This window comes from Bacteroides sp. B1-V-101 (assembly GCF_023656585.1).
In the GTDB taxonomy this organism is placed as follows: domain Bacteria; phylum Bacteroidota; class Bacteroidia; order Bacteroidales; family Bacteroidaceae; genus Bacteroides; species Bacteroides thetaiotaomicron.
Map to the genome: position 1 here is coordinate 184,450 of NZ_JAMOKH010000001.1, position 12,609 is coordinate 197,058.

Annotated in this window: 9 protein-coding genes and 1 tRNA gene; 5 read left to right on the forward strand and 5 right to left on the reverse strand. The window is 43.5% G+C overall.

Going from position 1 to position 12,609, the window contains the following annotated elements; all coding sequences use genetic code 11:
• Positions 1-128: 128 nt before the first annotated feature.
• The gene (rho, locus tag NBH01_RS00750) at positions 129-2,300 is read right to left on the reverse strand and encodes a transcription termination factor Rho (RefSeq protein ID WP_225678962.1); all 2,172 of its coding nucleotides are present in this window, start codon (positions 2,298-2,300) and stop codon (positions 129-131) included.
• Between the two features lie 236 nt (positions 2,301-2,536).
• On the opposite strand from rho, the gene NBH01_RS00755 reads away from it, so the two are divergent.
• Positions 2,537-3,373 carry a 4Fe-4S binding protein gene (locus NBH01_RS00755; protein ID WP_225678961.1) on the forward strand — a complete coding sequence of 279 codons (837 nt, stop codon included), beginning with the start codon at positions 2,537-2,539 and terminating at the stop codon, positions 3,371-3,373.
• On the opposite strand, the gene tilS is transcribed toward NBH01_RS00755, so the two are convergent.
• Positions 3,358-4,638 carry a tRNA lysidine(34) synthetase TilS gene (tilS, locus tag NBH01_RS00760; RefSeq protein ID WP_225678960.1) on the reverse strand — a complete coding sequence of 427 codons (1,281 nt, stop codon included), beginning with the start codon at positions 4,636-4,638 and terminating at the stop codon, positions 3,358-3,360. The genes NBH01_RS00755 and tilS overlap by 16 nt on opposite strands.
• 383 nt (positions 4,639-5,021) lie before the next feature.
• Between tilS and feoB the strand changes: the two genes are divergently transcribed.
• The 4 genes from feoB to NBH01_RS00780 all read left to right on the forward strand — a co-directional run bounded on the left by feoB (position 5,022) and on the right by NBH01_RS00780 (position 9,158).
• Positions 5,022-7,508: a ferrous iron transport protein B gene (feoB, locus tag NBH01_RS00765; protein ID WP_250699938.1), complete on the forward strand. Its 2,487-nt coding sequence runs from the start codon at positions 5,022-5,024 to the stop codon at positions 7,506-7,508.
• Positions 7,505-7,720: a hypothetical protein gene (locus tag NBH01_RS00770; RefSeq protein ID WP_008762135.1), complete on the forward strand. Its 216-nt coding sequence runs from the start codon at positions 7,505-7,507 to the stop codon at positions 7,718-7,720. The genes feoB and NBH01_RS00770 overlap by 4 nt, the downstream gene beginning before the upstream one ends.
• Before the next feature lie 51 nt (positions 7,721-7,771).
• Positions 7,772-7,843: transfer RNA gene (locus NBH01_RS00775), tRNA-Cys, on the forward strand.
• Between the two features lie 151 nt (positions 7,844-7,994).
• On the forward strand, positions 7,995-9,158 hold the full coding sequence (locus NBH01_RS00780; RefSeq protein ID WP_117578352.1) for a site-specific integrase: 1,164 nt from the start codon (positions 7,995-7,997) through the stop codon (positions 9,156-9,158).
• Positions 9,159-9,260: 102 nt separating this feature from the next.
• On the opposite strand, the gene NBH01_RS00785 is transcribed toward NBH01_RS00780, so the two are convergent.
• From NBH01_RS00785 to NBH01_RS00795, 3 genes are all read right to left on the reverse strand, one after another.
• The gene (locus NBH01_RS00785; protein ID WP_225678959.1) at positions 9,261-9,752 is read right to left on the reverse strand and encodes an N-acetylmuramoyl-L-alanine amidase; all 492 of its coding nucleotides are present in this window, start codon (positions 9,750-9,752) and stop codon (positions 9,261-9,263) included.
• A 220-nt stretch (positions 9,753-9,972) separates the two neighbouring features.
• A complete protein-coding gene (locus NBH01_RS00790) occupies positions 9,973-12,237 on the reverse strand; it encodes a hypothetical protein (RefSeq protein ID WP_225678958.1) in 2,265 nt (754 codons plus the stop codon).
• A complete protein-coding gene (locus tag NBH01_RS00795) occupies positions 12,225-12,608 on the reverse strand; it encodes a hypothetical protein (protein WP_225678957.1) in 384 nt (127 codons plus the stop codon). The genes NBH01_RS00790 and NBH01_RS00795 overlap by 13 nt, the downstream gene beginning before the upstream one ends.
• Between the last annotated feature and the right edge of the window lies 1 nt (position 12,609).

Below are 12,609 nucleotides of genomic sequence, written 5' to 3' on the forward strand. Positions count from 1 at the left end.
GCGAAGGCCTCGATGGATAATCAATGAAAAGAATTAATGGGAATCATAAATAAGGAACGGTGAATAAACTGCGATTATTCATCGTCCAGTCTATTCACCGTTCCTTATTTATGATCGTTTATTCTTGATCAGCTATTCATGCTCATCAGGAATTCGTCGTTGTCTCTTGTTTTTTCCAGACGGTCTTTTACGAAATCCATTGCTTCGATAGGGTTCATATCTGCAAGGTATTTGCGTAATATCCACATACGGTCGAGTGTTGTCTTATCAAGCAGCAGATCGTCGCGACGAGTACTGGATGCGGTGATATTGACAGCAGGGAAGATACGCTTGTTGGACAGGTTGCGGTCGAGCTGCAACTCCATGTTACCTGTACCCTTGAATTCTTCGAAGATAACTTCGTCCATTTTAGAACCGGTGTCGATCAGTGCGGTAGCGATGATAGTCAGCGAACCGCCGTTTTCGATGTTACGGGCAGCACCGAAGAAGCGTTTGGGCTTGTGAAGTGCATTAGCGTCCACACCACCGGAAAGTACTTTACCGGATGCGGGAGATACAGTATTGTAAGCACGTGCCAGGCGAGTGATAGAGTCAAGGAAGATCACTACGTCGTGTCCGCATTCTACCAGTCTTTTTGCTTTTTCGAGTACGATACCTGCGATTTTTACGTGGCGTTCTGCCGGTTCGTCAAAAGTAGAAGCGATTACTTCTGCGTTGACGCTGCGTGCCATGTCCGTTACTTCCTCCGGACGTTCGTCGATCAGCAGCATAATCATATATACTTCCGGATGATTGGCTGCGATGGCGTTGGCGATATCTTTCATCAAGATGGTCTTACCTGTCTTCGGCTGTGCTACGATCAGTGCACGCTGTCCCTTACCGATAGGAGCGAAAAGGTCTACAACACGGGCAGACATGGAGTCTGAATAACCGCCTTTGCAGAGTCTGAATTTCTCGTCCGGGAAGAGCGGAGTCAAGTGTTCGAAAGGAACACGGTCGCGAACGAAAGCTGCGTCACGTCCGTTGATCTTTGACACCTTTACTAACGGGAAATATTTTTCTCCTTCCTTTGGCGGACGGATGATGCCTTCTACCACGTCACCGGTCTTAAGACCAAATAACTTAATTTGTGACTGTGATACATAAATATCGTCCGGAGAAGAGAGATAATTGTAATCGGAAGAACGGAGGAATCCGTATCCGTCCTGCATGATTTCCAGTACGCCTACTCCGCTGAGGATATCGTCGAATTCGTAAGGCTTTTCACGCTCGATCACTTTGCGTTCCGGCTGTTGTTGTACAGGCGGAAGGTTCTCGGCAGCGTTGTTCTGCTGTTGTGCAGGACGTTGTTGCATCGGAGGACGCTGGTTGTTGTTATTATTACGCTGGAAATTATTATTGTTGTTAGCATTTACATTGTTATTGCCGGCGTTGTTATTGTTGTTGTCGCGCGGGCGGACAATGCGCTGGCGTTGTTGCGGTTGTGAATGCTGTTGTTGCTGTGGTTGTGGAGCTTGCTCGGGGGCGGCTTGTGCTGTTTCTGTCTTGGTCGCTTCGAATTTGCCGAAGAGTTCGGTCGGAAGCTCTATTTTTTCAGAAGGCAGGTCTTCGATTGGGATAAAGTCATCATCGTCATCGCTGGACAAGATGGTGCTTTCTTCGTCGATCACCGGTGCCGATTTCTTTTGCGGTTTGGCTATTACCGGTTTTTCTGCAACGGCAGGTTTGTTTTCTTTTACTTTCTTTTCTGTCTCCTGTGCCGGAATTGCTTTTTCAGCCGCCGGTGCAACTACCGCTTTTTCCGCAACAGCTTTTTCTTCTGTTGGTTTCACTATCGGTTTTGCGTTTTCCACCTCCTTGTTTTCTGCTTTTTCAGCGATATTGGCGTCTTTGCGGGGACGGCCTACTTTGCGCTTAGGAGCAACTTTCTCTGCCTTCGGTTCAGCAACGGGAGCTTCTTTGGCTTTGTTGGCAGCCTCTTCTTTAGGCTGTTGCTGAGGTTTGGCTGCAGGAGCATTTTCTTTATTTTTAGTAACTTCCGCATTTTTGGCTGCAGGTGCTACTTTCTCTTCTTTCTTAGGTGCGGCTGTGCGCGAACGCTTGTTTTTATCTCCTTTGCGTTCTTCTTTTAATTTCTCTGCGGCAACTTTCTTAGTGGCTCCGGCTATGGCTTGCTCATCGAGAATCTTGTATACAAGTTCTTCTTTCTTAAATGAGTCTGCTTTTTTGATGCCTAGCTCTTTGGCAATAACTTGAAGTTCCGACAGATTTTTGTCGTTCAATTGGATAATGTTATACATATAGTATGGTAAGTTATTAAAATTTCTGTCTTGATGAAATATGGACAGCATTACTACAGCGTAATAACCGCAGATATGCGAGCATATGTTTTGTTTTTAATTATGAATTAGGGATGTATGTGTTGAATCGTAGAATGTTTCAACGGGGCAAAGATAATAAATATTTTTGGTTTCATGAACAATCAAACACTTTTTTCAGCGTAAAAACGTATCTTTGCTGTATAAAAGAAAATAGTATGACAGTAAATGAAGCTCGTTTAATTTATTTTTCGCCTACACACACATCAAAACAAGTAGTCGAAGCAATTGTTCACGGAACCGGTATAAAAAATGTCGTTCCGATGAATCTCACATTGCAGACTGTCGAGGAAACCGTTATTCCTACGTCTGCATTGGCTGTTATCGTAGTGCCTGTATATGGAGGCCATGTAGCTCCTTTGGCTATGGAACGTCTGGAAAGTATTCGCGGTCTGGATACTCCTGCCGTATTGGTCGTGGTTTACGGAAACCGTGCCTACGAGAAGGCGTTGATGGAACTGGACGCTTTTGCCATCCCTCACGGATTGAAGGTGATTGCCGGAGCAACCTTCATAGGTGAACATTCATATAGCACCGATAAATGTCCCATCGCAGACGGTCGCCCGAATGAATCGGATTTGGATTATGCAGAAGATTTCGGAAAAAAGATAATGGAGAAAATTCAGGCAGCTGACGGACCCGATACTCTTTATCAGGTGGATGTGCGTGCCATTAAACGTCCCAGTCAGCCGTTTTTCCCCTTATTCCGCTTTTTGAGGAAGGTAATCAAGTTGCGCAAAAGCGGTACTCCGCTTCCCCGTACCCCTTGGATAGAAGATGAGAGCTTGTGTACTCATTGTGGTATCTGTGCGGCTCGTTGTCCGGCAGGAGCGATCACCAAAGGGGATGAACTGAACACGGATGCCGAAAAATGTATCAAATGCTGCGCCTGTGTGAAAGCATGCGCAAAGAAGGCAAGGAAATATGATACTCCTTTCGCGTCTTTGCTGTCCGAGTGTTTCAAGAAACAGAAATTGCCTCAGACTATCTTATAGATAATCACTCGTTTAGTCGTTTCGTCTATCCGGAAGCGGTTATCTGTCCGTTCGCCTATCAGCCATGCAATGCGTTCACCACAGCAGAGTACCCATTGGCGCTCTTTCTGGCTGATGGAGAATTTACGGTCGGTCAGATAATCGCTTATTTTTTTCTTGCCCGTCATGCCGAAGGGGATGAATGTGTCTCCCGTTTGCCATTTGCGGCAGTAAATTTCCTCATTTAATTTATCTGCATCGAAACAGGCGGTTCCTTTTTCCCGTGGAATCCGGAAATCGGGCGTAAATTCTCTTTCCTCTTTTATTAATTGATAGGGAAGGGCAGGTTCGTCTTCCGGCCGGATGGTTTCCAGTAGCAGCAAATTCCGGTCTTTAATGACTCTCCATTCTTTGCTGACGAATTGTTTCCCCGGCTGCCCGTGAAGCGAATTGGCTATATCTTTGATTTGTGCCGAATTGAATCCCAGTGGATGCAATGTTTCAAACAAGAAAGCTTCGGGAGCGGGTTCGTCCAGTAGAGCATCGATTCGGATACCTTCCGGAGTGATAATCCGTGTTTTGGCTTCGTCTATTACCTTATTATATATAGTAGCTACATCATTCAGGTGATTGCTTGTTTCTATCAGACTGTTTTTGACCGACGGATTTATTTCCTGCATTAGTGGAAGCAGGTTGAGGCGGATTTTATTACGGGTATATTCGTCTTCCAGATTGGTGCTGTCTGTTACGAAGTCTTGTCCGATCTGTTGCAGGTAGCGGATGATTTCTTCCCGGTTGATGCAGAGCAGCGGACGTACGATTGCTCCGTTTCGGGGGCGGATTCCTAATAAACCGGTAATGCCTGTACCCCGAATGAGGTTGAACAGCATCGTTTCTACACTGTCGTCCTGGTGGTGAGCTACGGCGATTACATGGGCTCCGCACTCTTCTTTTATCTTTTCGAACCAGTTGTAACGGAGTTCTCTGGCTGCCATTTCTATCGAGATCCGTTTTTCTGTTGCGTACTGAGTCGTGTTGAAGTCGATGGTATACAGGCGGATGCCGTATTTTTGGCAAAGTTGCCGGACAAACCGTTCGTCACGGTTTGATTCTTCACCACGTAAATGGAAATTGCAGTGGGCAGCTTCGCATTGATAACCTGCTGTATGGAGTACGCGCAGCAAGGCAACCGAGTCGGCTCCGCCACTCAGGGCAACCAGAAGTTTATCGTCCGGCGAGAATAAATGCTCTTTCTCTATATATCGTATAACCCGTTGTTGTATCATATCTGCAAAGATAATAGTTTATTGAGGTATCTCAAGTGAATGCTAATTGTTTTTATCGGACTGGCTAAGGAAAAAACTCCCATAAATTAATTTTTTCTTTAGCGATTTCTAATTCGTTCTACTATAGTTCCTCTTTCGTGCCACTATAGTAGGGCGTAAGGGGAACTATAGTACTTCTTGCGTACCACTATAGTGGCACGAACTAATTGTTGCATGTAAACTCAATAGATGTAGGCAGGGAATTAGTTACCTGTTGTGACTTGAACTTTTGATGGGTTTATTTAGATACCGTCAGCATACGAAAATTCTGCTATTTAAAAACATTCTAAATAATTTGCGTGCTCGGAAGTTATGAATTATCTTTGCCGAAAATTTAGATAGTTATGCGTTTATCCGAATTAGGAACAGGTGAAAAAGGTGTCATCGTTAAGGTCTTGGGACACGGAGGCTTTCGTAAACGTATTGTGGAGATGGGTTTTATCAAAGGTAAAACTGTTGAAGTATTGTTGAATGCTCCACTGAAAGACCCGATTAAATATAAAGTCTTAGGTTATGAAATATCTCTTCGTCGTCAGGAAGCGGAAATGATTGAGGTAGTCAGCGAGGAAGAAGCAAAAAAACAAGCCGAAAAAGCTGTATATCACGAAGGTCTGCCCGAAGATGTTTCTGTAAAAGAAGAAGATATGAAACGGTTGGCGTTAGGTAAGCGCCGTACTATCAACGTTGCTCTGGTCGGGAATCCGAACTCAGGCAAAACTTCTCTTTTCAATCTGGCTTCCGGCGCTCATGAGCATGTAGGAAACTATAGCGGTGTGACTGTAGATGCCAAAGAAGGATATTTCGATTTCGAAGGTTATCATTTCCGTATTGTCGATTTGCCGGGAACGTATTCACTGTCAGCTTATACACCGGAAGAAATTTATGTCCGCCGTCACATTGTTGATGAAACGCCGGACGTAATCATCAATGTAATCGATTCTTCAAATCTGGAGCGAAATCTGTATCTGACTACCCAACTGATTGATATGAATGTCCGTATGGTGGTAGCTTTGAATATTTACGATGAACTTGAATCCAGCGGTAATACATTGGATTATCATTTGTTGAGTAAATTGTTCGGAGTGCCGATGGTGCCTACTGTCAGCAAGAAGAATCGTGGACTGGATACCTTGTTTCATGTAGTAATCAACCTTTATGAAGGGGTCGATTTCTTTGACAAGCAGGGAAATATGAATCCGGAAGTTCTGAAAGACCTGACCGAATGGCATGATTCTCTGGAAGATCGGAAGAATCATGAGGAAGAACATCTGGAGGATTACGTGCGCGAACATAAAAGGAAAGGGCGTGTATTCCGTCATATCCATATCAATCATGGTCCCGATCTGGAAAAAGCGATTGACGCTGTAAAAGAGGAAGTATCCAAGAATGAATTTATCCGCCATAAATATTCTACCCGCTTTCTGTCTATCAAGTTGCTGGAAAACGATCCCGATATAGAGAGCTTTGTGCGGACACTGCCCAATGCGGGAGAGATTTTCCGTATCCGCGACAAGATGGCCAAGCGCGTTCAGGATACGATGAACGAGGATTGCGAATCCGCCATAACGGATGCCAAATACGGTTTTATCAGTGGTGCGCTGAAAGAGACGTTTACTGATAATCATCTGGAGCAGGCGCAGACGACGAAGGTACTGGATGCTATCGTTACTCATCGTATCTGGGGGTATCCTATTTTTTTCCTTTTCATGTACCTGATGTTTGAGGGGACGTTTGTTCTCGGCGAATATCCGATGATGGGAATTGAATGGCTGGTGGGGCAAATCGGTGACCTGATTCGCAATAACATGTCGGAGGGGCCGTTGAAGGATATGCTGGTTGACGGTATCGTAGGCGGTGTAGGCGGTGTTATCGTCTTTCTGCCCAATATTCTGATTCTGTATTTCTGTATTTCGCTGATGGAAGACTCCGGTTATATGGCCCGTGCAGCGTTTATAATGGATAAAATTATGCATAAGATGGGCTTACATGGAAAATCGTTTATTCCGTTGATTATGGGATTCGGTTGTAATGTGCCTGCTATCATGGCTTCCCGTACTATTGAGAACCGGAAAAGCCGTCTGATTACGATGCTGATTAACCCGTTGATGTCTTGTAGCGCGCGTCTGCCCATCTATCTTTTGTTGGTAGGGGCTTTCTTCCCGAACAATGCGAGTTTGGTGTTGTTAAGTATTTATGCGATCGGAATTTTTCTGGCTGTGCTGTTGGCGCGTCTGTTTAGCAAGTTTTTGGTAAAGGGTGACGATACTCCTTTTGTGATGGAGCTTCCTCCTTATCGAATGCCGACGGCAAAATCCATATTCCGTCATACGTGGGAGAAGGGAGCGCAGTATCTGAAAAAAATGGGAGGGATTATTATGATTGCTTCTATTATCATCTGGTTCCTCGGATATTATCCGAACCATGAGGCGTATGAGACAGTAGCCGAACAACAGGAAAATTCTTATATCGGCCAGTTGGGACGGGCTATAGAGCCGGTGATAAAGCCGATGGGCTTTGACTGGAAGCTGGGTATCGGTTTGATTTCCGGAGTAGGGGCAAAAGAGCTGGTCGTTAGTACGCTGGGTGTTTTGTATGTAGATGATCCGGAGGCCGATGAGGCTAGCCTGGCGGAACGGATTCCGATAACTCCTTTAGTGGCGTTCTGTTATATGCTGTTTGTGCTGATTTACTTCCCTTGTATTGCAGCATTGGCAGCTATTAAGCAAGAGTCCGGCAGTTGGAAGTGGGCGCTCTTTGCAGCTTGCTATACCACAGGACTGGCTTGGCTGGTGGCATTTTCAGTTTATCAGATTGGAAGATTGTTTGTATGAATAATTGGCAGGAATGGGTAGTCGGAGTACTGATTGTACTCTGTATTGCCCGTGTAATATATGGAATTTATCTTTTTTTTCGTCGTACACGAGAAAGTGAGAATCCTTGTGATAGCTGCGTAAGTGGCTGTGATTTAAAGGATATGATGGAGAAGAAGCGTCAAGAGTGCGGTGTAAAGAAAAAAAGTACAAAGAAAAATTGCTGCGGATAGTTGGTAGTTTCAAAATTTGTACTACCTTTGCAACCGCAAACGAGAAAAAATGGTTCCTTGGATGAGTGGCTTAGTCAGCGGTCTGCAAAACCGTGTACGGCGGTTCGAATCCGCCAGGAACCTCGAAGTGGTCAAAATGCCGGATACAGCAATGTGTCCGGCATTTGCTATTTATTGATATTCAGTTAATTAGCTACCTCTTCATTTGTGTGACAAACTGTGCAGGTGTAGACCGGAGATCAATTCTCACCTGCAAACGGAACCATTGTAGATCATGGTAACCATTAAAATATATCTAAGAACCTATGGGAGCGACCCGGATAATGGAGTCGTGTGGTTATCCTTTTATGTTAATCGTGAAAAGGTGAACTTTTCTACGAAAGTTTCAGTTGACATCAAAGACTGGAACGATAAGAAGAAATGTGTTGGGGCAGGAGACAAGTTGGCAAAAGATAAGAACTTGATTATAGAAACTATTCTAGCCAGAGTAAACAATGTTTTTGTAAAGTATCGCCTCCGTGACAGGAAACTTACCAGGGACTCTTTTCTTAAAGCATATCATCGCCCGACTGATTATAACACTTTCTTTGACTTTGTGACGGACTATCAGAAGAAGGAGTCTCTAAAACTTGAAGATTCTACCTACAAGACTAATTTATCAGTAATAAAGAAATTGAAGGAGTATAATCCTAACCTTTATTTTGATGATATAACAAGTGAGTGGCTTGACGAGTATTTCTTCCATTTAATGCATAAGCTGGAGAATAACCAAAATACAGCTAACAAGAATATGGCCACAATCAAGAAATATGTCTTGGCTGCTTTCAACGCAGGCTACATGGATGAAAATCCTTTCAAAAAATGGTCAATCAAGAAGGGGCTTCCTTCAGGAGAGTACTTGTATGAATATGAACTGCAGAAGTTGATGGAACTGTATACTTCCGGAGAGCTGGAATACAGATATCACAAAACTCTTGAGTTATTTTTATTCTTATGCTTCAGCTCATTGCATATAGGGGATGCAAAAGGGTTGGCTTTAGAACAGTTCTCAGAGACAACTTTCACTTATTTTCGCATGAAACTGAAGAAGAGGAAGCCAATGCCAATCCAGGTACCAATCTCAGATCCGCTTCGGCAGTTATTAAGAAACATTGTTGGTACTAGGAAGAAGGGACCTGTTTTTGAGAAGCTGTGTGCTGATCAGACGATGAACAGGTATTTGAAAGAGATAGCTGCTATTGCCGGGATAGAAAAGCATATAACACATAAAGTCGGCAGGCATACCTTTGCAACCATCTTTTTGCGTAAGACAAAGGATATCGCTTCTCTGAAGGAGATCCTTGGGCATTCGGATCTGAAGGAGACATTAGTATATGCTCATGTGTTGAATGAGAGTAAACAAGAAGGAGTACAGTGCTTCAACAGTTTTGCCTTTTAAATTGTACTTTCGTACGGAATGGAGTTATTTCATTGATCTCTAGATAATAGCAGGCGCACTATTTTTGTACAATTTGGTACGAAAATAGTGCGTCTGCACGATTTATGGGCGAATCAATACTGTCGGACAATATCCAAATTCCTGAGCTGCATCAAAACAGGGACACATTTTGATCCATTCGCTCGACTCTACAATCCCGTTATCATTCAGATCCGGAGATGTGTCTCGATGGCCGAGAACTTCAACAATGGGATATTCCTGTTTGAGTCTCATTACGAGATCACGCATGGATTGTTTTTGAGCATCGGTACGAGTATCGGCTGCTTGCCCAGTCATATCAAGACCTCCGATATAACAAATTCCAATGCTGTGTTTATTGTATGATAAACCGGATGATCCTTTTGTGTTGCAGTGTGCTCCCTCTATTTTGAGAGGTCTACCTTCTTCAATGGTACCGTCTAAATCTATCACAAAATGATATCCGATTTGATTGAATCCACGTGCACGATGCATACGATCGATGTCTTTTGCTTTAAAATCTTGCCCGGCTCTAGTAGCAGAACAATGAATAATAATTGAGTCGATGTTGTTCATTTGATTTTTTCTTTTAATTATTAATATTACCTTTGCACCAATTCTGTAAGGGAATATTTCCCTTAATGTTTGTTTTGTTTGTGTTTGTCAGCCGCTAACTCGTGATGAGCAGGCGGTTTTTCTTTTTAACAGAAGTGCATCCAAGCAGATGCTTTGCGATCCATGATTCATAAAATACCTTTTTCATAAGTTCTGTTTTTAGTGATTAATAATGTATTATTTATGTCCTGATACTTTCTCCCAGGCTGTCAGTAATAACATACCATACGCATCCATCGTAGCGACTAACTCCGATAAACTGTATTACTCCTCCTTTACCTGTTTCTATTTTGGTTACTAATTTTAGTCCGTAAACATCGACATTTAAAGGGTGATACATCCTTCCTTTAATCTCGACGATAGGGGCTATTCTTGTTTTTACAGGATTATCATAGACGGTAAGGACCGTACCAATATACTTTTCATCAGTAGGTAAATTGAGAGTTAGACGAGTAGCTGTATCTTCCCCTTTTGCTTCGAGATTGAAATAGTCAGATACGGTATATTCTCCGGTAGCAGCATTTGGGATAGCTCCTTCTTTAAAAGTTTTAAATGGTATTTTCAAGAATCCGGAGAATGTTCCGCTTGTGGCATTAATTTCACCGTTCACAGCAACTTTTGCTTTCTTATTTTTATCTACAGTTACGACAAACTTGTCATCAATATTAATACCGGTAGTCAGTATAGCATCAACTAGGAGCTGTCCGCTGATCTGGACCTTTTTACCTTCGATCAGGATTCCTGATCCATCGGCATTGATAGCAGCAAGAATCGTGTTGGGATTACCGTCCTTGTCTTCACCCATGATCTCCACTTTCCATTCTTTTGCATTCTGAGTAACCTGGGTACCGATTTCTTTAATGATGTCTCCCTCGGCATCAGTAACGGCTTCCTCGAACTTGGTGATCAATCCTTCTGCGGTCAAGTTAAGCTCAGATTTGCGGCTTTCTGTTGTTGTGTCAATCTCATCTTTTGCTGATATCGTTTTCTTCTGAACATTCTCCTCAAAGGTTGCGGTCAAGTTCTTAGCGGTGAGTTCTACTTCCGATTTAGCAGCATTCTTAGATGTCGTGATAGCTCCGTCGGCTTCCTTTACCTTTTCCTCTGCATTCTTATTGAAAGTAGCTGTTAGTTCTTCCGCTGAAGCCTGAATGTCTGATTCAGCAGATTCTTTTTTATCAGTGATCGCTCCGGTCGCTTCTTCTGTTTTTTCTTCTACTGTTTTCTTGAATTGAAGATCAAGCTGTTCGGCAGTCATTTTTAGGGATGATTCTGCGGATTTCTTCGCTTCGGATATCGCTCCGGTTGCCTCTTCTGTTTTAGTATCTACGAGATTAGTGAATGCAAGTACAAAGTCCCTTGCAGTGAGCTGAAGTGTACCGGTTGCTTCTTCTGTTGCTGTAGTGATAGCACCCAGAGCATTCGTCGTTTCAGTCTCGACTTTATGGGTAAAGTCAGCAGACAACTTTTCATAATTGACATTAAATTCAGAAGAAAGTTCTTCGATTTTGGTCACATGTTCACCTGCGGTGGTAGCTGATCCGGCAGCAGAGCTAGCAGAATCAGAAGCTTCCTTCGCGTACTTGATGACTTCTTGCCATTTGCCGGTGATCCCATCTTCCCGAATCTCGAAATCACCTCTTATCTGAATCTCACGACCGTTCAACTCATCCTCGATAGTCTTGTCATTGTGCAGGATGAATGTGCCACGAATTATCACTCCGTCGGCGATCAAACCGAACCAGCGTTTGACTCCGCCTACTGCTTCTTTTGCCCATGCCGGTATCAGACCGATATCCGCATGACCGAGTGTGCATCTAACGTGTTCGGGGTCTGAATAAGCTGCCCAGCTGTCGATACCGTCATAAAAATACTGGCAGTTTGTCCTTGATGAAATACGGATGAATGATTGGCGTTCTGCATCGATGAGATTTCCGACACGTGCAATGATCATGTGCTGGTAAGGGATGCTGTCGCCTTCAGCTTCAAGGAGAATAGACTGATCGCTGCCCGGATCAGAAATGGCGGTAAACTGTTGAACTGAGTAGATTGTTCCGGTGTTACCGGGATTATGATAATACCCTATCAATAGATCACTGTCGGCAAGTGGGTTATTGTCCGCTTCACGTAAATCGGGATAAACGGTGAATGTTCCATCTCCGTTATCGAAGTAAGAGGCTATTTTAATGCTGCTTGTAACAATCTCTTCATCCTCTGTTACTCGGATTCGGTTATAGACAAATTCGTTAGTTGTAAACTTCTCACGGACAAATACGGATTTAAATTCCGCATTGCCGAGTTTGTCAATCAGCCAACCTGAGACGCCTGATACGAATGTACTTACCCATTCGTCTACTTCTTCACCGGCAGCATTCAGTATCTTCTTCCCTGTTGCTTTAGCGGAGGAGATAAATCCCCAAATCCCGGTATTGATTAGTCCTGCCATTCTGTTCCTCCCATTATTCGTATAAGCATTGCCACCTGCTTTTCTAGTTTATGGTAGTCAGCTACGGTGATTCTCTTTTTTTGTTCGACATCAGTTTTTGGTTCATCCTCTATAGTTTCTGTTTCTTCGATATCTGTGTCCTTTAGCGGTGTATCTTCATCGATGAGGATAGTTTCTTCGTCAGCAGGATCATCTATCTCCTCATAGTGTTCAGGGAGTTCCAAAAACGGTTCTTCTAGTTTTTCACCTGACAAGTAGTAGGTGTATCCGAGATAGATTTCATTCCCGAACAGCTGGCTGTCGGAAATTCTGCGGAGTACTTTGCCTTCTTCCGCAGTGATATGGTTGTTGTTTAATTCATCTATTTTCATA

What these genes read in the sequence shown, in the direction of transcription:
- rho (WP_225678962.1), bottom strand. Translation starts at nt 2,300, where the DNA reads ATGTATAACATTATCCAATTGAACGACAAAAATCTGTCGGAACTTCAA.
- NBH01_RS00770 (WP_008762135.1), top strand. Translation starts at nt 7,505, where the DNA reads ATGAATAATTGGCAGGAATGGGTAGTCGGAGTACTGATTGTACTCTGT.
- NBH01_RS00785 (WP_225678959.1), bottom strand. Translation starts at nt 9,752, where the DNA reads ATGAACAACATCGACTCAATTATTATTCATTGTTCTGCTACTAGAGCC.
- NBH01_RS00780 (WP_117578352.1), top strand. Translation starts at nt 7,995, where the DNA reads ATGGTAACCATTAAAATATATCTAAGAACCTATGGGAGCGACCCGGAT.
- NBH01_RS00755 (WP_225678961.1), top strand. Translation starts at nt 2,537, where the DNA reads ATGACAGTAAATGAAGCTCGTTTAATTTATTTTTCGCCTACACACACA.
- feoB (WP_250699938.1), top strand. Translation starts at nt 5,022, where the DNA reads ATGCGTTTATCCGAATTAGGAACAGGTGAAAAAGGTGTCATCGTTAAG.
- NBH01_RS00795 (WP_225678957.1), bottom strand. Translation starts at nt 12,608, where the DNA reads ATGAAAATAGATGAATTAAACAACAACCATATCACTGCGGAAGAAGGC.
- tilS (WP_225678960.1), bottom strand. Translation starts at nt 4,638, where the DNA reads ATGATACAACAACGGGTTATACGATATATAGAGAAAGAGCATTTATTC.
- NBH01_RS00790 (WP_225678958.1), bottom strand. Translation starts at nt 12,237, where the DNA reads ATGGCAGGACTAATCAATACCGGGATTTGGGGATTTATCTCCTCCGCT.